Source organism: Micromonospora sp. NPDC047620 (assembly GCF_043205005.1).
Lineage (GTDB): Bacteria > Actinomycetota > Actinomycetes > Mycobacteriales > Micromonosporaceae > Micromonospora.
This window is the reverse complement of record NZ_JBIDDG010000001.1, coordinates 1-23,339: the sequence shown is the minus strand read 5'-3', so window position 1 is coordinate 23,339 and position 23,339 is coordinate 1. Positions and strand designations below refer to the sequence as shown.

Sequence of the window (23,339 nt, the reverse complement as noted above, 5' to 3'; positions counted from 1 at the left end):
CGCCCGGTGGCGGCGGGCCGGTGCGGCGACGGTCGGTCAGGCCGCGCTTCCGGCCGTCCGCAGGCTGGCCGGGCGCATGTCCGTCCAGACGCTCTCGACGTGGCTCAGGCACTCCTCCCGAGAGCCGCGGACGCCCACCGCCTGCCACCCGTCCGGCACCGGCCGATCGGCCGCCCAGATCGAGTACTGCTCCTCGGCGTTGCGGACGACGACGTACTGCTCCGCTTCGAAACTCATCCCGCGTCTCCCCGTCACGAACCGGTCACTGAAGATCACTGGTACCGCACGACCCTATCCAGCCGACACGGCCGGGGCAACGACGACCTTCACTCGATCCGGGGCGCCGGGCAACGTGGTTTCCCGGCACCGGCGGCGGCCCCGGCCCCTGACAGCGGCGGTTCAGCTCCCGCCGTCGGGGCGCGGCGCGTCACCCGACAGCGGCCGGACGAGGAGCTCGAAGGCCTCGGCGTACCACGTCTCGGGCACCGACTCCGGGTCGACGAGGCGCTGGATGCTCAGCCCGATGTCCAGACCGAGGAGCAGGGTCGCCGTACGGGCCACCAGCGCGGGATCCGGCCCGTCGGCCCGGGCGGCCAGGTGGGTGGCGATCCCGGCGCGGGTGCGGCGCAACGCCTCGATGTAGCGGGGACGCACCCGCGGATTGCGCATGGCGGCGATCCAGAACTCCATCATCAGCAGCGCGAAGTCGGCGTTCTCCCCGGCCCGGTCGCCGGTCGAGTTGGTCGAACTGAGGGCGGCGAACGCCTGCACCATGTCGGACTCACCCGCGTCGACCTTGGTCAGGTCGGTGCCGATGATGTCCAGCTGCCGGTCCAGCAGGGCGAGGATGATGTCCTCCTTGTTGCGGAAGCTGGAGTACACCGCGCCCTTGGTCAGCCCGGCGGCCGCGGCGATGTCGTCCAGGGAGGCGGCCGGCCCGCGCTCGGCGAGCAGCCGCTGCGCCGCGTCGAGCAGGCGGTTCCGGTTGTGCCGCTGCCGCTCCTGGCGCCCCATTCGTTCCATCAGGCGACTCTCCCGTCGTTCCGCTTGACCCGAATCTCCGCATTCCGCATACTCGGCGGTATCTGAATACCGACCAGTATCGGAGATGTCATGGTGCTGCGCGTGGACCATGTCTGCAAGGAGTATCGCGGAGGGGTGCGGGCCAACGACGACATCAGCATCCGGGTGAACGCCGGCCAGGTGTACGGCCTGCTCGGCCACAACGGCGCCGGCAAGACCACACTGGTCAACCAGGTCGCCGGGCTGATCAAGCCGACCAGCGGCACGATCCGCATCGGCGACGGCGACCCGGTCGCCGACCCCGGGTTCGCCCACCGGGTCTGCTCGGTGCAGCCGCAGGCCCAGGTGCCGCTGATGGGCGTCACGCCGCGCCAGGCCATCACCCTGGTGGCCCGGATCCGGGGGGCCGGCCGGGCCGAGGCGGCCGCCGCCACCCAGCGACTGCTCGAGGCCCTCGACATCACCGAGTGGGCCGACACCCCGGCCGAGCGCCTCTCCGGCGGCGTCCGCCGCCTCGCCGCGTACTGCCTGGCCGCCGTACGGCCGGGCCAGGTGATCGTGCTCGACGAGCCCAGCAACGACGTGGACCCGGTGCGCCGGCGGCTGCTGTGGCAGCAGGTCCGGTCGCTGGCCGACGACGGGGCGGCCGTCCTCCTGGTCACCCACAACCTCACCGAGGTCGAGCGGATCCTCGACCGGCTCTCGGTCCTGGCGCACGGCCGCGTGGTCGCCGAGGGCACCGTCGCCGACCTGCGGGCCGGCGCCGGCCCGGCGCTGCGGCTCGACGTCAGCCTGTCGACCGGCGGCGACGAACCCGCGCCACCGCCGTTCGCCGGGCAGCCCCCACGCCGGGACCGGCAGCGGCTCGTGTACGCCCTGGACACCGCCGACGCGGTGGCCGCCACCGAGTGGGCGGCCCGCATGCAGGCCGCCGGCACCATCGAGGACTTCTCGCTGTACCCGATGCGGGTCGAGGACATCTACCTCGCCCTCGAAGAGCACCAGACGACCCACGAGGAGATCGACGATGTCGTGGCTCCGTAGCTACGCCCTGCTGCTGCGCTGGAACGCGCTGCGGCTGCGCTTCCTGCTCCCCCTCTTCGCGATCGTCTCCGCCGGGCTCTCCGTCGGCATCATCGTCGGCTTCGCGTACCTGCTGCCCGACGTGGACGCGACCAGCGCCGCGTTCCTCGCCACCGGCGGCCCCACCATCGGGCTGATCACCGTCGGGCTGGTGATGGCCCCGAACATGGTGGCGCAGAGCAAGTTGCAGGGCAGCTTCGAGTTCGACCAGACGCTGCCCGTCCCACCGCTGGCCTCGGTCGCCGCCGGGGTCACCGTGTGGATCCTGGGCGCGCTGCCCGGACTCGTGCTGTCGTTGCTGGTCGCCGCGTTCCGCTTCGACCTGCGACTGGACCCGAGCCCGCTGGTGGTCCTCGCCGCCCTGCTCGTCGCCCTGACCGCCACCACGCTCGGCTACGGACTGGCCCACGCCCTCCCGCCGGCCGCGGTCGGCCTGGTGACCCAGCTCGTCGTCTTCGTCACGCTGATGTTCTCCCCCGTCAACTTCCCCGTCGACCGGCTACCGGGCTGGTTGCAGGCCGTGCACGTCGTGCTCCCGTTCCAGTACATGGCGCAGAGCGTGCGCGAGGCGCTGGTCGGCGGCATCAGCGGCACCCCGTACCTCGTGATGGGCGCGTGGTGCCTGGTCGGGCTGGTGGTGACCTACCGGCTGATCGTCCGGCGGCCCTGACTCACCGGGGGGCGACCTCGTACAGCGGGAAGTAGCTGTCGAAGGCGTCCCGGGAGTAGGCGTCGGCCAACTGCGGGATGGCGTCGAAGGAGGCCACCGGCTCGTTGATCTCGGGCAACCAGCCGGTGCTCTCCTGCACGTCCCGGATCCGCGCGCAGTCCTGGAACCGCCAGGCGTGGGTGTGCACGTGGATGTGCCGGCCGATGCACTCCACCGCCCGCAGGTTCGACAGCCGCATGCCGTGCTTCCAGCCGACGGTGGCGAGCACGCTCTCGCGGGCCAGCGACTGCAACGTCACCCGGTGCAGCCCACCGCCCATGTTGTCCAGGAAGATGGAGGCGCCCTGGCCGCCGCTGAGCTCCATCACCCGCTCGACGAAGCGCCGCTTGGAATCCTTGTGCCGGTCCAGCGCGTCCGGGTCGCCGGAGGCCTTCGCCACGTCGTAGTCCAGGTCCGGGAACTCGCGGCGGTCGACCGGGGCGGCGCCGGAGGCGGCGATCGCGGCCAGCCGGGTGTCGCGGCCGGACACCATGGCCGTGCGGAAGCCGTCCCGGCGGGCCAGCTCCAGCTGCGCCCAGACCACGCCGCCGCCCCAGCCGAGGACCAGCGGCGGCTCGTCCCAGTGGTCGTCGACCTGCGCCTCCCAGCAGCGCCGGGCCACCCGCCAGTTGTCCCAGGCGGTGAAGTACCGGGCGAACGGCGCCCAGCGCTCGATCGGGTGGCGGCCCTGCTCCGGCAGGGGCACCAGCAGCCGCGCCTCCGTGACGAACCGCCCGCACAGCAGTCCAGGCGAGCCGGGGGCGTCGTACGCGCAGATCCGCTCGGCGTAGCCGTTGCGGTCGATCACCCCGAACGGGATCCACAGGCACTCCTGGCCCTCGCGCAGGCCCCGCACGCCGGGCCCGGCCGCGAGCACCCGGACCACGCCGCAGGTGCCGAGGACGATCTTGTCGTCGCCCCGCTGCCGCGCCACGTCCACCGGGTGCCGGGAGATCGCGTGCTCCATGTTGGCTTCCCAGCAGCCCACCAGCGGCTCGACGAGGACCTCGCCCTCCTCGGGCCGGCGCACCGGAATCTGCTCCAGCGTCAACTGTCCCCGGGTCGGCTCGCTCCCCGGTTCAGTGGCATGCAGCACCCACGCCTTGGTCGTCGCCATCCTGCACCTCCTGATCGTCGTCATCCATCTGGGCGGCCAGCGCCTGTTCCACGGCGGCGGCGAACGCCGTCACCGTGCGGTTCTCGAACACGCTGCGGATCGGCAGGTCGACCTGCCACGCCCGGCGGGCCCGCGACACCACCTGGGTGGCCTTGATCGAGGTCCCGCCGAGCGCGAAGAAGTCACCGTCCGGGCCGAGGCCCTCCACCTGGAGCACCTGGCCCCAGAGCGTCGCCACGGCCTGCTCGGTGACCGTCATCTCGGCCGGTGCCTCCTCCTCCCGGGCCAGGTCGCGCGGCGACGGCAGGGCGCGCACGTCGAGCTTCCCGCTGCTGGTCAGCGGCAGCCGGTCGAGCGGCACGACGGCACCGGGCAACATGTACTCCGGGAGCACCTGCGCGCAGTGCGCGAGCAGCTTCACCGCGTCGACCCGCGCCGCGCCGGCCGGCACCACGTACGCCACCAGGGTGTCCGGCGTGCCCTCCGAGCCGTCCGAGGCGCGGGCCACCACCGCGCACTCGGCCACGTCGTCGTGCCGGCGCAGCACCGCCTCCACCTCGCCGGTCTCGATCCGCAGGCCGCGTACCTTGACCTGCTGGTCGGTGCGGCCGAGGAAGCGCAGCGCACCGTCCTCGGTCCAGCGCACCAGGTCGCCGGAGCGGTAGAGGCGGGCACCGGGCGGACCGAACGGGTCCGGCACGAACCGCTGCGTGGTCAGCTCGGGGCGCCCGGCGTACCCCCGGGCCAGTCCGGCGCCGCCCACGTGCAGCTCGCCGGGGACGCCGACGCCGACCGGACGGCCCGAGGCGTCCAGCACCCGGACCGTGACGTTCGGGATCGGCCGGCCGATGGGCGGGGCCTCGTCCTCGGGGCCGCACTCGTGCACCGAGACCCAGATCGTCGCCTCCGTCGGGCCGTACGCGTTGAAGACCCGGCGCCCCGGGGTGCGCCACTGCCGCACCAGCGAAGCGGGCAGCGCCTCGCCGGCGAGGACGAGGGTGCGCAGCTCCGGCAGGGCCGCGACCGGCACGGCCGCCAGGGCCGACGGGGTGATGGTCAGCGCGGTGATCCGCTCGGTGGCGAGCAGGTCCCGCAGGTCCGGCCCCGGCGCCACCCGCTCGGCCGGGGCGAGGTGCAGGGTGGCGCCCGCGCCGAGGGCCATGGCCACGTCGAAGACCGACGCGTCGAACGTCGGCGACGCCCACTGCAGCACCCGGTCGTCCGGGCCCAGCCCGAAGAGGGCGCGCTGGGCCGCGATCACGTTGCACAGCCCCCGGTGCGGCACGAGCACGCCCTTGGGCCGGCCGGTCGACCCGGAGGTGTAGATGGAGTAGGCCAGGTCGTCGGGACCGGCCGAGGCGGACAGCCGGTCGTCGGGCAGGTCGGCGTACCGGTTGCGGTGCGCGTCCAGCAGGACGGTCTCCACCCCGGCGCGCGGCACGCCGGCGCGGTGGCGGCGGTCGCTGACCACCACCGCGACACCGGCGTCGGCGAGGATGTCGGCCAGCCGGGCCGGCGGGTGGTCGGGGTCCAGCGCGACGAAGTAGCCGCCCGCCTTGAGCACGGCGAGCATCGCCACGACCAGTTCCGGGGTACGCCCCAGGCACAGCCCGACCGGCGTGTCCGGGCGCACGCCCAGGCCGCGCAGGTGCCGGCCGAGCTGGTTGGCCCGGCGGTCCAGTTCCCCGTAGGTGACCGACTCGCCGCCGGCGCGCAGCGCGACCCGCTCGCCGCCCAGGTCGGCCTGCTCCTCGACGAGCCCGTGCACGGTTGTCCCGTCCGGGTACGGCGCGGACGTCCCGCTCCAGCCGGCCACCAGGGCGCGCTCGGCGTCGGTCAGCACGTCCACGTCGCGCACCGGCGTGTCCGGCCGCGTCGCCACGGTGTCGAGCACCGTCGCGAGGTGCCCGAGCAGCCGGGCGACGGCGTCGTGGCCGACCCGTCGGGGGTCGTAGCCGACCCGGACGGCCAGCCGCTCGCCCTCGGGGATCACCAGCACCGACAGCGGGTAGTTGGTCCGGTAGCGGTACTGCCCGTCGCGGATCTCGACCGCGCCGCTGCGCCGGTGCAGCACGCCCACCCCGGGCAGGTTGAGCACCGTCATGATGGTGTCGAACAGGGGCAGGCCCGGGGGCACCTCGCTCCACCGCTGCACCTGCTCCAGCGGGCTGAAGTCGTACCGGCGCAACGCCGCCTGTTCGTGTTGCAGGGCGACGGCCGTGGCGAGGACGGAGCGGGCCGGGTCGAAGCGGACCCGCACCGGCAGCGTGTTGATGAACAGGCCGGCGGTCTGTTCCACCCCCGGCACGTCCGACGGGCGGCTGGACAGCGTGCCCCCGAAGACGACGTCGTCGCGCCCGCTGTGCGCCCTCAGGACCAGCGCCCAGCAGGTCTGCAGCAACGAACCGAGGGTGACCTCCCGGCGCCGGCCGAGCTCGCGCAGGGCGGCCACGGTCTCCGCCGGCACGTGCAGCACCTGCTCCGGGTTGTCCCGACCGGACGGCTCCGGGGCGCTGCCGTCCGGCGGGCGGATCCACGCCGGGGTGGTCGAGTCGGTGACGCCGCGCAGCGCCTCCCGCCACGCCTGCCCGGCCGCGTCGAGGTCCTGGGCCCGCACCCAGCCGACGTACTCGTGGAAGGAGGTCGCCGGCCGGGTTTCCAGGGGCCGCCCGCCGGCCAGGGTGTCGTAGTTGGCGAACGCCTCGTCGAGCACCATCAGCGCCGACCACGCGTCCAGCAGCAGGTGGTGGTAGCGCAGGACGAACGTGTAGTCCTCCTCGCCGGTGCGGATCAGGGTCAGCCGGACCAGCGGCGGCTGCTGGACGTCGAACCCCTGGAGCCGGTCGGCGCGCAGCCGCTCCTCCAGCCGCGCCGGCAGGTCCGCGGCCGGCACGTCCCGCCAGTCGAGGGTCTCCATGGGCACCTCGACGTGGTCCCGGACCACCTGGACGGGCTGCTTGATGTCCTCCCAGTGGAACGACGTGCGCAGCACCGCGTGCCGCTGCGTGAGCGCCTGCCACGCCGCGAGCAGCAGGTCCGGGTCGACCGGCCCGTGCAGCCGGTACTCGACCTGGTCCACGTAGAAGGCCGCCCGGGGGTCGGCGAGGCTGTGCGACAGCAGCCCTTCCTGCATGTACGACAACCGGTAGATGTTGTCGACTCCGGGAACCGTCAAGGCTTGTCCTTCCTCAGCGTCTCGGGTGCGGTGGGACGTCCGTTCGGCCGGCCGGAGCTCGCCCCGGCCAGTTGCGCGGCCAGCGCGGTCAGGTCGCTCGCGTCCAGCTGGGCGTCGGCGAAGGCGGCCAGGTCGGCCGGTTTGCGGCGGCCTGTCCCGGCCGGCGCCCGCTCCCCGCCCGGCCCACCGGGCCCCGGCGCAGCGTCGGCGTCCACGCGCCCGCCGCCTCCCCGGTCGCCGGCCGCCCGGTCCTCGGCTTCCCGGTCGTCGGTGGCGACGGCGGCGAGGTCCCGGACGGTCGGGTGGGCGAAGACGTCGGCCTCGGCGATGCGCAGGCCCGCCCGGCGGGCGGCCCCGACCAGCCGGAGGCTGAGGATCGAGTCGCCCCCGAGGTCGAAGAAGTTGTCGGTGACGCCGACGCGGTCGACCCGGAAGATCTCCGCCCAGATCTCGGCGAGAATCTGCTCGCGCGGGCTCTCCGGCGCCCGGTGGGGACGGCCCGATCCCGGCCCGGCGGCCCGGGTCGTCGTCGGGGCCGCGTCGACCAGTTCGGCGTAGAGGCCCGGCCGCCACCGCTCCGGCAGGTGCCCGGCGAGCCGGGACCAGTCGGCGTCCGCGACCACCAGGCACGGCGGCCCGGACGCGGACCGGGCCAGCACGTCCAGCCCGGCGGCCGGGTCGAGGGGGTGCAGGCCGAACGCGGCCAGCCGGTCCCGCTCGCGGGCGCCCAGCCGGGCCGCCATCCCGGTCTCCGCCCACGGGCCCCAGGCGATGCTGACCGCCGGCAGGCCGAGGGCGCGCCGGTGGCCGGCGAGGGCGTCGAGGAAGGCGTTGCCGGCGGCGTACCCGGCCTGGCCTGCGGTGCCCACCACCCCGGCCAGCGAGGAGAACAGCACGAAGAAGTCGAGCTGGTCGTGGAGGGTGGCGAGGTGCAGGTGCGCGGCGGCCAGCTTCGGCCGGAGCGGGACGTCGAGGCGGTCGGGCGTCTGCGCGCCGAGCGGGGCGTCGTCGAGGCCGCCGGCGGCGTGCACCACGCCCCGCAGCGGCGGGCCGGCGCGCCGCGCCTCGGCCACCGCCAGGTCCAGCGCGACCGGGTCGGTGACGTCGCAGACCAGGGTCCGTACCCGGTCGTCCCCGGTCGGGAGGGGCTCCGCGCCCGCGACGGTCGTGGCGCCCCGGGACAGCAGCCACACCCGGCCCGCGCCCCGGTCGAGCAGCCAGGCCGCGACCCGGCGGCCGAGGCCGCCGGTGCCGCCCGTGACGAGGTAGCTGCCGTCCTGGTGCACGGGCAGGGTCTCCGGCCCGCCCGCCGGTGCCGGCAGGAGCCGGGGCACCAGCGTCCCCGTCGGGCGGACGGCCTGCTGCGGCGGCGGGGCGGGGGCGGTCAGCGCGGCGAGCACGGCGGCGGCGTCCGCGGCCGGGTCGCCGTCGGGCGCCAGGTCGACCAGGACCACGTCGGCGTCCGGCCGCTCGGTCATCGCCACCCGACCCAGCCCCCACACGGCGGCGTGGGTGGGGTCGACCGGCCCGGTGTCGTCGGTCTGCTGGCAGCCGCGGGTGACGAGCACCAGCCGGGCCGTCGGGTGCCGGTCGGCCAGGGCGTGCAGCAGGTGCAGCGCGGCGTGCGCGCCGTGGGCCTGCCGCTCGTGCAGCGCCCCGGCGCCGCCCGGCACCCCGGGGCCGTCGTCGAGGGGCCACAGCAGGGCGACACCGCGCAGCGGCTCCGGTCCCGGCTCCGCCAGCAGGGCGGGCAACCCGCCGGGGTGGTCGGCGACCGTCGCCGGCCCGACCGACCGGCAGCCTCCGCCGCCGTCGCGTACGGCGGCCGCGACCCGGTCGGCGACGCCCCCGCCGTCGGCCAGGAGCAGCCAGCGGCCGGTGCTGTCGATCGGGCGTTCCGGGGCCGGGTCGGCGGGACGCCAGTCGATCCGGTGGCGCAGCCGGTCGCCGTTCTCGGCCCCGCGCAGCAGCGCGTCCCGGCGGACCCGGCGCAGCCGCAGGCCGTCGACGACCAGGCGGACCCGGCCGGCGGCACGCAGGGTGACGTCGAGGACGAGGTCGTCGCCGTCGGGGGTGGCCGACCGCAGCCGGGCCCGGCAGGTGAGGTCGTCGTCCCCGGCGGCCGTCGGCCCGGGTGCGTACCAGGCGAGCCGGTCGACGCCGACCGGGACGGCCAGCCCGCGTCCGTCGGTCGCCAGGGCCTGCGGGGCGAGCGCCAGGACCAGGCGCAGGCAGGAGTCGAGCAGGCCGGGTTCCGGTCGCGTGGACGGCGGCACGACGCGCGGGCGACGCAGCGTCGCGTCGACCTCGTCGCCGTGCCGCACGACCGACTCCAGCCACCGGTAGCGGGGGCCCAGCCGGTAGCCGGCGGCCCGCATCCGGTCCTCCAGGTCCGCCACCTCGGTGCCTGCGGTGTCGCGGGGACGGGCGGGTTCGGCCGGCGTCGGGCCGGCCGGCCGTACGGTTCCGGTGGCGTGCACCCGCCAGCGTCCCGGGTCGGTGCCGGTCGCGCTGACCACCTCGGCGGTCCTCCCGGGACCGTCCGGGGCGCCGAGCAGCACCTGCACCCGGGCCTGTTCGCCGGCGGTCAGGGTGAGCGGCTCGGGGAAGGCCACGTCGGTGACCTCGGCGGTCGGTTCCCCGTCGGCCGCGGTCGCGGCGAGGATCGCGGCGAGGTGGTTGGCGGCCGAGACGACGGTGGCGCCGAAGAGGCCGTGGTCGGTCAGCCGCTCCGGCAGCTCGGGGCCGACGACCTGCTCGAAGACGCTGCCAGTGAGGGCGGGTGAGCGCAGCCGCTCCCCGAGCGGGCCGGTGTCGGCGCACCGGGCCACCCCGAGGCGGGTGTCGCGCCAGAAGCGGCGCCGCTGGAACGGGTACGTCGGCAGCGGCACCCGCCGGGCGTCCGGGTGCACCCGTTCCCAGGCCACCGGCGCGCCCGCGCGGAAGGCGGCGCCGAGGGCGTCCCGGGCCACGGCGCGGTCGCCGCGCCCCCGGCGCATCGTCGGCACCCACCGGGCGTCCCCGGGGACGAGCGCCCCGCGGCGGGCGAGCGTGCCCAGCACCGGGTCGGGGCCCAGCTCCAGCACCAGCCCGCAGTCCAGCTCGCCGAGGCGGCCCACCGCCTCGGCGAAGCGCACCGGCTCGCGGGCGTTGCGGCACCAGTAGTCGGCGTCCATCGGCCCGTCGAGCAGCCGCCCGGTCACCGTGGAGAGCACGTCCACGCGCGGCTCGGCCGGCCGGGCCCGGGCCGCCTCGGCGGCGAGTTCGGCCAGGACCGGGTCCATCAGCGCCGAGTGGAACGCGTGCGACACCCGCAGGTCGCGGTGCCGGACACCGGCGTCGTCCAGGGCCCGCGTCACGCTCTCGACGGCACCGGCCGGGCCCGACACGACGGTCTCGGCCGGGCCGTTGTACGCCGCCACGGACACCTCGGGGTGCCGGGCCAGCACAGCCTCCGTGACCGCCCCGTCCGCCGCGACGGCGAGCATCCGGCCGCCGGCGGGCAGCGCGTCCATCAGGCGGGCCCGTACGGCCACCAGCCGGAGCGCGTCGTCCAGCGGCAGCACGCCGGCCACGCACGCCGCGGCGTACTCGCCGACGCTGTGGCCGAGGACTACCGCCGGCTCCAGGCCCCAGGAACCCCAGAGCCGGGCCAGGGCGTACTCGACGGCGACGACGGCCGGCTGGGTCCAGCCGGTGCGGTGCAGCAGCTCACCGCCGTCGTGGAGCACCCGAACCAGGTCGTCGCCCAGGTGCTCACCGAGGACGTCGGCGCACTCGCGCAGGGCGGCGCGGAACACCGGCTCGGTGTCGTACAGTTCCCGGCCCATGCCCGGGTACTGGCAGCCCTGGCCGGGGAAGACGAACGCGATCCGGGGGGCGGCGCGGACCTCGCCCTCGACGAGGTCGTCCGCCCGGCCCCGGGCGTACCGGTCGAGGTGGTGGCGCAGCTCCTCCCGGTCCGCGCCGGTGACGGCCAGGCGGTGCCGCAGCGGGGCGCGGAACCGGGCGGCGGCGGCGCAGACGGCCGGCGCGGGGAGTTCCGGGTGCCGGTCGAGGTGGGCGGCGTAGCGGCCGGCGAGGGCCCGCAGCGCGGCGGGCGACCCGGCGGACAGCGGCAGCAACAGGGCGTCGCCGCTGCCGTCGCCGCTTTCCTCGCCGCCCGCCGGCCCCGTCGCGGGGCGGTGTTCGGCCAGCAGGACGTGCGCGTTGGTGCCGCCGATGCCGAACGAGCTGACCCCGGCGACCCGGGGCCGGCCGTCCGGGCCCTCCGGCCAGGGCCGGCCGGTGGTGGCCACCGACAGGGGCAGGTCGTCCCAGGGCAGGCGGGGGTTGGGGGTGCGGAAGTTCAGGTGCGCGGGGATCCACCGGTGCCGCAGCGCCAACACCGTCTTGATCAGGCCGACCACCCCGGCCGCCGCCTCCAGGTGACCGATGTTCGTCTTCACCGAGCCGACCACCAGCGGTTCGCGCCGGTCCCGGCCCAGCACGTCGGCGGCGGCACGCAGCTCGATCGGGTCGCCGAGCAGGGTGCCGGTGCCGTGTGCCTCCAGGTAGCCGACGTCGGCCGGGGCGAGACCGGCGGCGCGGAGCGCGTCGGTCAGCAGTTCCTGCTGGGCGGTGCCGTTCGGCACGGTCAGGCCGCTGCTGGCGCCGTCGTGGTTGACGGCGGACCCGGCGAGCACGGCGTGGATGTCGTCGCCGTCGGCGATCGCGTCGGAGAGCCGCTTGAGCACCACCATCCCGGCGCCCTCGCCCCGGGAGTAGCCGTCCGCCGCCGCGTCGAAGGTCTTGCACCGGCCGTCGGGGGCGAGCGCGCCGGCACGGCAGAGGAACAGGGTGATGTCCGGGGCGAGCATCAGGTGCGCGCCGCCGGCCAGCGCCAGGTCGCACTCGCCGGCCCGCAGCGCCTGGGCGGCCAGGTGCACGGTGACCAGTGACGACGAGCAGCCGGTGTCGACCGCCATCGACGGCCCGCGCAGCCCGAGCACGTACGACAGCCGCCCGGCCGCCACGCAGAAGAGGTTCCCGGTGCCGGTGTAGCCGTCGATCCGGGCCGGGTCGGCGATCTGGAGTCCCTTGTAGTCGTCGATGGACAGGCCGGCGAACACGCCGCTGCGCGTGCCGCGCAGCCGGTCCGCCGGCATCCCGGCGTGCTCCAGCGCCTCCCAGGCCACCTCCAGCAGGAGCCGCTGCTGGGGATCCATGCTCTCCGCCTCCACGGCGGAGATGCCGAAGAAGTCGGCGTCGAAGGTGTCCACGGTGGGCAGGAATCCGCCGCGGCGGGCATAGATGGTGCCGGGTTCGAGGGGGTCGTCGCCGTGCAGCGCGTCGGCGTCCCAGCGGTCGCGGGGCAATGGGGCGGTGGCGTCGACGCCGTCGCGCAGCAGCCGCCAGAACTCGTCCGGGCCGTCGGCGCCGGGCACCCGGCAGGCCATGCCGACGACGGCGATCGGCTCGTCGGCCGCCGGCACCGGGCCCGTCCGGACCGGAGTCGCCGCCGGCCCGGACGCCGGCCGGTCCCCGTCGCCGCCGCCGAGCCGGGCGGTGAGGTGGGCGGCGAGGTCGGCGACGGTCGGGTGGTCGAACGCCACCGTCGGCCCCACCGGGACGTGCGGACGCAGCTCGGCGGCGAGCCGCTCGGCGAGGCGGACGGCGGTCAGCGAGTCGAAGCCGAGGGCGAACAGTCCCGCGTCGGCGGGGATCTCGGAGCGGTGGCGGCCCAGCACCTCCGCCGCGCGGTCGACGACGTACTCCCGGACCCGGTGGCCGAGCCCGGCCGGGCTGCCGGCGCGGAGCCGGTCGACGACCGACGACCCGACGGACACCCGCTCCGGCTCCACGGCCGGGGTGCCGGCGGTCCGGGTCACGGCCGGCAGCGCGTCCCAGGCCACGGGCAGGCCGGCGAGGTAGAGGTCGGCGGCCAGCGCGTGGACCGCCTCGGCGGCGTCCCGGTCGGGGCGCAACGAGCCCAGCACGGTGGTGCCGGGCCGTCCGCCCAGGCACTGCAGCAACGCCGTGCGCAGCACCGGGGTGGGGCTGATCTCCAGGTGGACGGCGGCGTCGGCGCAGGCCACCGCGTCGAGGAAGCGTACCGGCCGGCGGGACAGCATCCCCCAGTGCTCCGCGCCCAGCCGGTCGCCGCCGACCAGGTCGCCGTGGACGGTGGAGACCATGTCGGTGGTGGTGGGGCCGTTGCGCAGCAGCGGTCGCAGGTCCGCCACCAGTTCCCCGGTGAACGGCTCCATCTGGGGGCTGTGGAAGGCGTAGTTGATGCCGAGGTCGCGGTGGAACACGCGGTCCGCGGCCAGCCGCGCCACGGCGGCGTCCAGGGCGGACCGTCTCCCGGAGAGCACCACGCTCGCCGGACCGTTGACCGCCGCCAGCGACAGCCCGGCGGGCAGGTCGGCGAGCAGCCGGGTGGCCTGCTCGGCGGAGAGGCCGACGGCGAGCATCCCGCCGCCGCCGGTCGCCCGCTGCAACATCCGGCCCTGGTGGTACGCGACCGCCATGGCGTCCTCGACGCCGAGCGCCCCGGCGGCGTACGCGGCGGTGATCTCGCCGAGGCTGTGCCCGATCACCACGTCGGGTCGTACGCCGAGGCTGTCCAGCAGCGCGAGCAGGCCGATCTCCACCGCGACGATCGCCGGCTGGGCGACGGCGGTCTCGGTGAGCCGGCTCGCCCCGCCCGGCCGGCGGATCTCCTCGGTGACGGACCAGCCGCCGAGCGCCCGGACGGCCGCGTCGCACCGGTCCAGGGCGTCGGCGTACGGGGCGCACCCGGACAGCCCGTCGCCCATGCCGGCCCACTGGGTGCCCTCGCCGGAGAACACCATCGCCAGGCGCGGGACGTCGGTGCCGGTGGCCGTGCGTACCCCGTCGGTGGGCTCCCCGGCGGCAGCGCAGCGCAGCGCGGCCACCAGCGCCGCCCGGTCCCCTCCGGTGGCGACCAGCCGGTGCGCCGCGCCCGCCGGCGCGCCCTGCGCGGTCGGCTCCGCCCCGGCGGCCAGCCGGTCCGCGGCCTCGGCGGCCCGCCGGCGCAGCCCGTCGGCGTCGGCGGCGCCGATCGGCACAATCCAGGACATGGGCACCTCCGTCACCGGATCACCGCCAGGATGCCCCGTCCTTCAGGGCGGGGAGGAATGGCGGACGCGTTGTCAGCCATCACTGTCCTTTCTGGTTAGATTCGTCGTGTGCGGACGGCGTACAGGTGTCGGGCGTACCCGACACCGGAGCAGGCGGCGGTGCTGAACCGCACGTTCGGGTGTGTACGTGTCGTCTGGAACCGCACTCTCGCCGCCCGTCATGCCCGTTGGCACGTTGAGGGCAGATCGACCTCGTACGCGGAGACGGATCGGGCGTTGACGGAGATGAAGAAGCAGCCCGACCTGGCGTTTCTGGGTGAGGTGTCGTCGGTGCCGTTGCAGCAGACCCTGCGGCACCAGCACACCGCCATGACCGCGTTCTTCCAGAAACGGGCCCGGTATCCGCGGTACAAGTCGCGGCACGGCCGCCAGTCCGCCAGTTTCACCCGGTCGGCGTTCCGGCTGCGCGGCGGGAACCTGTCGCTGGGAAAGACACCCGGTGTGCTGCGGTTCGTGTGGTCGTGGCCCGACGTGGACATGACCGGGTTGGATCCGACGATGGTGACGGTGTCGCGTGACCCGGACGGCCGCTGGTTCGTGACCTTCGCCGTCGACGTCGACACACCCACCGCACCCGAGCCCACGGGTGGGGTGGTGGGCGTGGACCTCGGCCTGACCGACTTCGCGGTGCTGTCCACCGGCGAACGCATCCCCCACCCCAGGCACATGGAACGGCGCGAGCGCCGACTCAAGCGGTATCAGCGGATGATGGCCCGCCGACAGAAAGGCTCCGCCAACCGCGCCAAAGCCAAGCAAAGAGTGGCCCGGGCGCATTCGCGGGTACGCGACGCGCGCCGGGATTTCCTCCACCAGCAGTCCACCGTCCTGGTGCGCCGGTTCGCGGCCATCGCGGTGGAGGATCTGGCGGTGGCGAACATGGTCCGCAACCGGTCCCTGGCCAAAGCGATCGCCCGTACGGGCTGGGCCGAATTCCGCACTCTGCTCGCCTACAAGGCGCACCGCGACGGCCGTACCCTCGCGGTGGTGGACCGCTGGTACCCGTCGTCGAAGACGTGTTCGGCGTGCGGGCATCTGCTCGCCGTGCTTTCCCTCGGCACACGCCACTGGGCGTGTCCGGGTTGCGGCACCCGGCATGACCGGGACGTCAACGCCGCACAGAACATCGCCGTCGCGGCCGGGCTGGTCGAGACGCAAAACGCCTGCGGAGCGGACGTCAGACACGAAGGACCTCCTTCCGTGCGGTCTGCGGTGAAACAGGAACCCCAACCTGTGAGGGTGGGAATCCCCCGCCTTTAGGCGGGGGAGGATGTCAACGTGGTTCCACCGCCGCCGGGACGGGGAACGGCGTGTCCTTGATCTGGTGGCCGCCCAGCTCGCCCTCCACCAGCAGCACCTTCGCGGCGGCGGGCGCCGCGGGCGGCCGGAGCACCTCGGCGACCGGCCGGTACGGGTCGGCGGTGATCGCCGCGAGCGTCGCCACGAGGTCGTCGAGCACCCGGCCGGCGGCCTCGTCGGTCAGCAGGTCCCGGTGGTACGACAGGATCAGTCCCAGCTCCACCCCCGGCATCACGTCGAGCCGGAACGGCTCGGCCAGCCGGCTGAAGAACGTCGGGACCCGCTCGGTGGAGCCGAACAGGGTGGGGTCGAGGTTCTGGAAGACCAGGTACGCGTCGAACATCGGCTCGTCCGCCGGCCAGCCGGCCCACTCCGCCACCCGCTCCGGCGCCACGTACTGGTGGTGGGCGGCGTCGGCGCCGACGGTCATCACGTGCGACAGCAGGTCGACGGCGGGCCGGTCCGGCGCGGGCAGCCGCACCCGCATCGGCAGCACGTTCATCGTCGGCCCGGTCAGGTCCTCGACGCCGGGCAGGTCCGCGGGGCGGCCGTTGAAGAAGACCCCCAGGGTGGCCTCGTCGCGGCCGGCGTACCGGGCGAGCAGCGCCGCCCAGGCGGCCTGGACCAGCGTGTTCGGGGGCATCCGCAGCCGCTGGGCGGTGTCCCGCAGCGCCTCGGTGACGCGCGCGTCCACCTGCATGTGCTGCCGGGCGTAGCCGTTCCGCTCCCCGGCCTGGTTGTCGGGGGCGGACGCGGCCAGCAGGGTGGGCGACCACCCGCCGGCGAACATGCCCCGCCAGAACGCCGGCGTGTCGGCCGGTACGCCGCGCCGGCGCAGCCAGTCGACGTACCGGCTGAACGGCACGTCCATGCCGGCCTGCGGGGTCTCGCCGGCGAGCAGGCGATGGTATTCACCGATGACGTCGCTGAGGAAGACGCTGAGGCTCCAGCCCTCCATCCGCAGGTAGCTGAAGCTGAACACGGTCCGGTAGGCGTCCTCGTCGACCTTGGCCAGGAACAGCCGGATGCCGGCGGGGTCGTCGGGGGCGCAGCCCACCGCCTGGTCCTCGCGGAGGAACCGGGCCAGCGCCGCGTCCTGCTCGGTGGCGGTGAGCCCGGTCCAGTCCTCGTACCGGGAGGGCAACTCGACGTCGCGCCGCACCACCTGGAGCGGCTCGTCCAGGTCGGCCCAGACGAACATGGTCCGCAGCAGGGCGTACCGGCGGGCCAGCCCCGCCCAGCAGCGGCGCAGCAGGTCCACGTCGATGGGGCCGCGCAGGGTGTCGACACGCTGCACCAGGAACTCGCCGGGACGCGGGTCGGCGACGAGCCGGCGCAGCATGTGCGCCTGGTACGGGGCCAGCGGGAAGACCTCCGCCACGTCGGCGTCGGCCAGCAGCCGCTCCCGCCGGGCCCGGTCGCGCTCCGACAGCCCCCAGTCGCCCGGCGACTCCGGGGCGGGCCCGTCGACGGTGCCGCCCTCGGCGAGCCGGGCGTCGGCGACCGCCGCGAGTTCCGCCACCGTCGGGTGCGCGAACAGGTCGCGGGGCACCAGCGGCAGGCCGGCCCCGTTGGCCCGGGCCATCACCCGGATGCCCCGGATCGAGTCGCCGCCCAGCTCGAAGTAGTTGGCGGTGGCGCTCACCCGTTCCAGGCCGAGGACGGACGCCCAGATGTCGGCGACGAGCTGTTCGGTGCCGTCGGCCGGCGGGACGTGGGCTTTCCGGTCCCGGGCCGCCGCCGGCGGCGGCGCCGGCAGGTCCGACCAGTCCACCTTGCCGTTGAGGCTCAGCGGGATGCCGGGCACCGGGACGAACACCGCCGGCACGGCGTAGCGCGGGATCCGGTCCTTCAGGTGCGCCCGCCAGCGCGGGCCGAGTTCGCCCATCAGCCGGGCCTGGCGGGGCCAGTTCGCGAGCGCGCCGCCGCGCGCAGGGGGCGCCGGCGGCCACGACGGGCGCACGTCGGCGCGGTGGAACAGGGCGTCGATCCGGGTCGGATCGGCGGCCGACGGGGCGACGACGACGCCCACGCCCAGTTCGTCGGCGAGCCGGTACAGCTCGTCGGGGTCGACGCCGGGCGGCTCCCGGTCGACCCGGGCGCGCAGCTCACCCACCGTCCGGCAGGCGCTGTCGCCAGCCCGCAGGACGGCGATCTCGCGGAGGCGGCCGTTGGGTATCCCGGTCACGGCGACCACCGGCTCCTCCCGGAGCCGGTCGCGCAGCCGGCCGACCAGGTCACCCTCCCAGCCGAGGGGGTCGGCGGCCGGCTCCGGTGCGGCCGGACCGTCCGCCGCCGGGTCGGCGGCGACGCGGACGACCACGTCGTAGCGGAACCGGCTCAGCTCGTTGTCGTAGCCGCCGCGCTTGAGCCGCACCTCGACGGCGGCGACGCCGGGCAGGGTGTCGCCGAGGGAGGTGAACAGCGCCGGGTCCAGCGCCAGCTCCTCTTCCTGCCACGTCCGGGCGGCCGCCCGGGCGAGCACCACCGCCGGGTCGGCGTCCGGGTCCGCCCGGTGCAGTTCCACCGAACGGTGGAAGTCGGCCAGCAGGGGCAGGCTGCGGACGTCGCCGACGACGATCCGGCCGCCCGGGGCGACCAGCCGGCGGGCCTCCGCCAGCACCTGCCGCAGGTAGTCGGCGTCCGGGAAGTACTGCACGACCGAGTTCAGCAGCACGGTGTCGAAGGACCCGGCGGGCAGGTCCGCCAGCTCGTGCGCGGCCCGTTCGTCGAGGGTCACGCCCGCCAGGCCGCGGGCCCGGACCTCGGCGCGGACCTGGCCGAGGGCGAACCGGGAGATGTCGGTGCCGTGGTACGACGCGGCGTGCGGCGCGATGCGCAGCAGGAGCAGGCCGAGCCCGCAGCCCACCTCCAGGACCCGGCCGGGCGGCTCCGCCAGGGCCAGGGCGACGGTCTCGTCGACCCACCGCCGCATCTCGTCGGGCGGGATCGGGGCGTCGGTGTAGCTGCTGTTCCAGCTGGAGAAGTTGCTGTCCGCCGCGTCGGCGGTCTCCGGTTCGGTGTACGCCTCGTCGAAGACCCGCGCCCACTGGTGCACGGTGCCGTCGACGTCTCCGGTCGCCGGGGGCTCGTCCGGGTCGACCGGCTCCGGCTGCTCCCCGGAGCGGGGCACCACGTACGCCACGAGCTGGCCCTCGCCGGCCTCCCCGCCGGCGGCGTCGCGGCGCACGGTGACCACCGCGTCCCGGACGGTGGGGTGCTCCCGCAGGGCCGCCTCGATCTCGCCCAGCTCGAAGCGGATCCCTCCGAGCTTGACCTGGAGGTCCTCCCGCCCGAGGTAGGACAGGGTGCCCCCGGGCCGCCACCGGACGATGTCGCCGGTGCGGTACATCCGGGCACCGGGGCGGTCGGTGAACGGGTCGGGGACGAACCGCTCGGCGGTCAGCGCGGGCCGGCCCTGGTAGCCGCGGGCCACCTGAATGCCGCCGATGCACAGCTCGCCGGGCACGCCGACCGGCACCGGCCGGCCGGTCGGGTCCAGCACGTAGATGCTGGTGTTGTCGACGGGGGCACCGATCGACACGTCGGTGGCGTCCTCCCCCGGCGGGCACCGGTAGGCGGTGACGTCCACGGCGGCCTCGGTCGGGCCGTACAGGTTGTCGAGCCGGGCGGGCAGCCGCTCCTGGAGGCGGCGGACCAGGTCGCGGGGCAGCGCCTCGCCGCTGCACACCACCCGGCGCAGCCCGGTGCAGGTGGCCGAGCGCGGCTCGTCGAGGAAGAGCCGGAGCATCGACGGCACGAAGTGGACGGTGGTGATCCGCTGGTCGTTGATCAGGTCGACCAGGTAGCCGGGGTCGCGGTGCCCGTCGGGGCGGGCCATGGTGACGGTCGCGCCGACCAGCAGCGGCCAGAAGAACTCCCACACCGAGACGTCGAAGCTGGCAGGGGTCTTCTGCAGCACCGCCTCGCCGGCGGTCAGCTCGAAGCGGCGCTGCATCCAGCGCAGCCGGTTCACCACGGCGCGGTGGCTGTTCATCACCCCCTTCGGCATCCCGGTGGAGCCGGAGGTGTAGATCACGTACGTCAGGTCGTCCTCGGTGACCCCGCTGGCCGGGGCCTGCTCGGGCTCCTCGGCGCAGTCGTCGCGGTGCAGGTCGATCGCCGGCGGCGCGTCGGCGGGCAGCACGTCCCGCCCGCCGTCGCCGGTCAGCACGATCTGCGCGCCGCAGTCGGCGAGCAGGTAGGCCAGCCGCGCGGGTGGGTGCTCCGGGTCCAGTGGCACGTAGCAGCCGCCGGCCTTGAGCACGCCCAGCAGAGCCACCAGCAGTTCCGGCGAGCGGTCGAGGCAGACGGCGACCCGGCTGTCCGGTCCCACCCCGTGCCGCCGCAGCCGGTGGGCCAGCCGGTTGCCGCGCCGGTCCAGCTCGGCGTAGGTCAGCGACCGGTCGTCGAGCCGGACGGCGACGTGCCCGGGGGTGCGCCGGACCTGCTCGGCGATCAGCTCGTGCAGGACGCGCGGCGCGGGTTCCGGGGCGGCGGTGTCGTTCCACGCCCGCAGGACCCGGTCGCGTTCCTCGCCATCGGTCAACTCCAGCCGGGACAGCGGGGCGTCGGGGTCGGCGCAGACCTGGTCGAGCAGGCGCAGCAGGCTGGCCAGGATCCGCTCGACGGTGTCCCGGTCGAACAGGTCGGTGGCGTACTCCAGCCCGCCGGGCAGCGTGTCCCCGGCGTCCGCCAGGGACAGCCACAGGTCGAACTTCGCCGACCCCGTGTCCCCCTCGACCAGCCCGACGAGCTGGGTGTCGGCGGTCAGGTCGACGCGCGGCGGCGGGGTGTTGTTCAGCGCGAGCATCACCTGGAACACCGGGTTGTGGCTGGTGCTGCGCTCGGGTTGCAGCTCGTCGACCAGCTTCTCGAACGGCAGGTCCTGGTGGGCGAAGTCGGTCGACACGTCGGCGCCGACCCGGGTCAGCAGCTGCCGGAAGGTCGGGTCGCCGGCCACCGTGGTCCGCAGCGCCAGGGTGTTGGCGAAGAAGCCGAACAGGTCCTCCAACTCGGGGCGGTTGCGGTTGGCCACCGGCGTGCCGACGACCACGTCGGGCTGCCCGGACCAGCGGGAGAGCACCACCGTGAAGGCGGCGAGCAGCACCATGAACAGCGTGCTGTCGGTGCCGGCGCAGAGCGCGCGCAGCCGCCCGGTGAGCCGCTCGTCGACGGTGAACCGGAGGGTGTCGCCGCGGAAGCTCTGCACGGTGGGCCGGGGCCGGTCGGTGGGCAGTTCCAGCAGCGCCGGGATCCCGGCGAGGCGGTCCCGCCAGTAGCGCACCTGCCGGGCCAGCGTCGGCCCGGACATCTGGGCCCGCTGCCAGACCGCGTAGTCGGCGTACTGGAGCTTCAGCTCGGGCAGCCGGGGCGTGCCGCCGGTGACCAGCGCGGAGTAGCACTCGGCCAGCTCCCGCGAGAACACCCGACCCGACCAGCCGTCGGCGATCAGGTGGCTCCAGTTGACCAGGAAGACGTGCCGGTCCGGGGCGAGCCGGAACAGCCCGAACCGGACCAGCGGCCCGACCGCCAGCACGAAGGTCCGCCGGGCCTCCTCCTGGAGGGCCTGGCGTACGCGCTCGTCGCGCTCGGCCTCGCTCAGCCCGGTCAGGTCGGTCACCGGCAGGTCGACGGCCGCCGGCGGCGAGACCACCTGAACCGGCTCGCCGTCGGCCTCCCGGATGGTGGTGCGCAGCGCCTCGTGCCGGTCGACGATGCGCTGCACGCTGTCCCGCAGCGCCGCCACGTCCAGCGGCCCGCGCAGCTCGACCGCCATCGGCGTGTTGTACGCCGGGCTGTCCGGCACCATCCGTTCGAGGAACCAGAGGCGCTGCTGGGAGAAGGAGAGCGGGGCGGGACCGCCGTCGCCCCGGCGGGGGATCTCGTCGCGGTTGCCGCGCCGCCCCTTGGACCAGGCCGACAGCAACGCCTGCTTGGCCGGGGACAACGCGTGGGCGGGGCGCGCCCCGCGCTGCTCGTCGACGCTCATCGCGCGGTCCCGTCCGGCCCGGCGCTGTCGGCTGCGGAGGACGCGGTTCCGTCCGCCCCGGGGGACCGCCTCCCGTCCGGGTCGCCGCCGTCCGGCCCGGGCTCCGCGTCCTGAAGCGTGCGGATGATGGTGGCCTGGGCGGCGACGGTGTGCGCCCTGAACAGCTCCTCCAGCGGCAGGTCCACCGCGAAGCGTTCCCGCAGCCGGGTGACCAGGCGGGTGGTCAGCAGTGAGCTGCCGCCGAGGGCGAAGAAGTTGTCGTGCACGCCGACGGTCTCGAAGCCGAGCAGCTCGCGCCAGGCGGCGGCGATGGACTCCTCCAGGTCGTCGCGGGGCGCCACGTACTCGGTGGTCAGGTGGGGGCGCTGGTGCAGGGTGCTGCCGAGGTCCACGTCGAGGCTGGTCGGGCCGGCGTCCACCGGCTCCGGCGCCCGGCGCAGGGCGACCGAGTCGTCCTGCACCGGCACGGGGCCGTCCTCCGGCACGTCGATCCAGTAGCGGCGGCGCTCGAACGGGTAGGTCGGCAGGGACACCCGGCGGCAGGGCTGGCCGGCCGCGAAGGACTCCCAGTCGACGTCCACGCCGGACTCCCAGAGCCGGGCCAGGGTCGCCAGCAGGAACGCCTGGTCCGGCTGCGAGTCGCGGGGGTGGCGGACGGACGGCAGGACCGGCGGGGCCGCGCCGTCGCCGTTCGCCCCCACCAGCGCGCCGAGCACCGTGCCGGGGCCGACCTCGACCAGCATCCGGTCGGCGGAGCCGGCGAGCAGGGTCCGCACCCCGTCGGCGAAGCGGACGGTGCCGCGCAGGTGCCGCACCCAGTAGTCGGGGTCGGTGGCCTCGGCCGGGGTGATCCAGGCGCCGGTGACGTTGGAGACGTACGACAGCGACGGCTCACGGAGGGTGAGGCCGGCGACGTGGGCGCGGAACTCGTCGAGCACCGGCTCCATGGCCACCGAGTGGCCGAGGGTCTGCACGTGCAGCCGGCGGAAGTCCACCCCGTCGGCGGCGAGCCGGTCGGCCAGTTCCTGCACCGGCCCCACCAGGCCGGAGACGGTGCACTGGCCGGGGGCGTTCACCGCGGCGATGGAGAGTTCCGGTCCCAGCCGGGCGGCGAGTTCGTCCTCCGGCAGCGAGACGGCGAGCATGGCGCCGCCGGGCAGCCGGTCGATGAGCTGGCCGCGCAGGGCCACGGTGTCGATGGCGTCGGCGAGGTCGAAGACGCCGGCCAGGCAGGCAGCCACGTACTCGCCGCTGCTGTGCCCGAGCATGGCGTCGGGGCGCACGCCCCACGACTCCCACAGCTTGGCCAGCGCGTACTCGACGGCGAACAGGGCGGTGGTGACCCCGGCGGACGTGCCGAGGAACTCCTGCACGGCCCGGTCGCCGTCGGGGGCGCGGACCACGTCGCGCAGGTCGAAACCGAGCCGGGCGAGGGCCAGGTCGGCGCAGCGGTCCAGGTGCTCGGCGAAGACCGGCTCGGTGGCGTGGAGCTGGCGGCCCATGCCGACGTACTGGCTGCCGCCGCCGGGGAAGAGGAAGGCGACCTTGCGGCCGGGCCGGAAGTCGACGGTGCTGGTCGGGGGCGCGGTCAGCGCGGCCGCGGCCTGGGTGGCGTCGCGGCAGACCACCGCCCGCCGGCGCTCGAAATGCCGACGACCCACCTGCAACGTGTACGCCACATCAGCCAACCCCACGCGGCCGTCAGCCAACACCCCACCGACCCGACGACCCACCTCCACCAACGCCGACGGCGTCCGCCCCGACACCACCACCACCTGCCAACCCCGCACCCCACCCGC

Annotated in this window: 10 protein-coding genes; 3 read left to right on the top strand and 7 right to left on the bottom strand. The window is 75.3% G+C overall.

The features are described from left to right. Nucleotides 1-36: 36 nt before the first annotated feature. Nucleotides 37-237: an MbtH family NRPS accessory protein gene (locus ACGF5C_RS00050; protein WP_350702750.1), complete on the bottom strand. Its 201-nt coding sequence runs from the start codon at nt 235-237 to the stop codon at nt 37-39. Nucleotides 238-399: 162 nt separating this feature from the next. After that, on the bottom strand, nt 400-1,023 hold the full coding sequence (locus ACGF5C_RS00045) for a TetR/AcrR family transcriptional regulator (RefSeq protein ID WP_393295074.1): 624 nt from the start codon (nt 1,021-1,023) through the stop codon (nt 400-402). Between the two features lie 90 nt (nt 1,024-1,113). On the opposite strand from ACGF5C_RS00045, the gene ACGF5C_RS00040 reads away from it, so the two are divergent. Both ACGF5C_RS00040 and ACGF5C_RS00035 read left to right on the top strand, forming a co-directional pair. Further along, the gene (locus tag ACGF5C_RS00040) at nt 1,114-2,067 is read left to right on the top strand and encodes an ABC transporter ATP-binding protein (protein ID WP_393295071.1); all 954 of its coding nucleotides are present in this window, start codon (nt 1,114-1,116) and stop codon (nt 2,065-2,067) included. Next, nucleotides 2,051-2,776: an ABC transporter permease gene (locus tag ACGF5C_RS00035; protein ID WP_393295068.1), complete on the top strand. Its 726-nt coding sequence runs from the start codon at nt 2,051-2,053 to the stop codon at nt 2,774-2,776. Before ACGF5C_RS00040 ends, ACGF5C_RS00035 begins: the two co-directional genes overlap by 17 nt. 1 nt (nt 2,777) lies before the next feature. On the opposite strand, the gene ACGF5C_RS00030 is transcribed toward ACGF5C_RS00035, so the two are convergent. The 3 genes from ACGF5C_RS00030 to ACGF5C_RS00020 are packed head-to-tail and all read right to left on the bottom strand — an operon-like array spanning nt 2,778 to nt 14,192. Continuing rightward, a complete protein-coding gene (locus ACGF5C_RS00030) occupies nt 2,778-3,932 on the bottom strand; it encodes a hypothetical protein (RefSeq protein ID WP_393295065.1) in 1,155 nt (384 codons plus the stop codon). Continuing rightward, nucleotides 3,895-7,107 (bottom strand): amino acid adenylation domain-containing protein, encoded by a 3,213-nt coding sequence (locus ACGF5C_RS00025; protein ID WP_393295062.1) that lies wholly within the window; start codon nt 7,105-7,107, stop codon nt 3,895-3,897. The genes ACGF5C_RS00030 and ACGF5C_RS00025 overlap by 38 nt, the downstream gene beginning before the upstream one ends. Next, entirely contained in the window at nt 7,104-14,192 is a 7,089-nt protein-coding gene (locus tag ACGF5C_RS00020; protein WP_393295059.1) for an SDR family NAD(P)-dependent oxidoreductase, read from the bottom strand. The genes ACGF5C_RS00025 and ACGF5C_RS00020 overlap by 4 nt, the downstream gene beginning before the upstream one ends. 108 nt (nt 14,193-14,300) lie before the next feature. Here ACGF5C_RS00020 and ACGF5C_RS00015 point away from each other — a divergent pair, with 108 nt between their 5' ends. Continuing rightward, on the top strand, nt 14,301-15,509 hold the full coding sequence (locus ACGF5C_RS00015) for an RNA-guided endonuclease InsQ/TnpB family protein (RefSeq protein WP_393295056.1): 1,209 nt from the start codon (nt 14,301-14,303) through the stop codon (nt 15,507-15,509). Nucleotides 15,510-15,522: 13 nt separating this feature from the next. Here the strand turns inward: ACGF5C_RS00015 and ACGF5C_RS00010 are convergent, their stop codons facing one another. Together ACGF5C_RS00010 and ACGF5C_RS00005 are read right to left on the bottom strand one after the other, a co-directional pair. Then, nucleotides 15,523-21,540 (bottom strand): amino acid adenylation domain-containing protein, encoded by a 6,018-nt coding sequence (locus ACGF5C_RS00010; protein ID WP_393295053.1) that lies wholly within the window; start codon nt 21,538-21,540, stop codon nt 15,523-15,525. Continuing rightward, a partial coding sequence (locus ACGF5C_RS00005) for an acyltransferase domain-containing protein (RefSeq protein ID WP_393295050.1) occupies nt 21,537-23,339 on the bottom strand: 1,803 nt, incomplete at its 5' end. The genes ACGF5C_RS00010 and ACGF5C_RS00005, both read right to left, overlap by 4 nt.

What these genes read in the sequence shown, in the direction of transcription:
- ACGF5C_RS00040 (WP_393295071.1), top strand. Translation starts at nt 1,114, where the DNA reads ATGGTGCTGCGCGTGGACCATGTCTGCAAGGAGTATCGCGGAGGGGTG.
- ACGF5C_RS00010 (WP_393295053.1), bottom strand. Translation starts at nt 21,540, where the DNA reads ATGAGCGTCGACGAGCAGCGCGGGGCGCGCCCCGCCCACGCGTTGTCC.
- ACGF5C_RS00050 (WP_350702750.1), bottom strand. Translation starts at nt 237, where the DNA reads ATGAGTTTCGAAGCGGAGCAGTACGTCGTCGTCCGCAACGCCGAGGAG.
- ACGF5C_RS00035 (WP_393295068.1), top strand. Translation starts at nt 2,051, where the DNA reads ATGTCGTGGCTCCGTAGCTACGCCCTGCTGCTGCGCTGGAACGCGCTG.
- ACGF5C_RS00020 (WP_393295059.1), bottom strand. Translation starts at nt 14,192, where the DNA reads ATGTCCTGGATTGTGCCGATCGGCGCCGCCGACGCCGACGGGCTGCGC.
- ACGF5C_RS00030 (WP_393295065.1), bottom strand. Translation starts at nt 3,932, where the DNA reads ATGGCGACGACCAAGGCGTGGGTGCTGCATGCCACTGAACCGGGGAGC.
- ACGF5C_RS00045 (WP_393295074.1), bottom strand. Translation starts at nt 1,023, where the DNA reads ATGGAACGAATGGGGCGCCAGGAGCGGCAGCGGCACAACCGGAACCGC.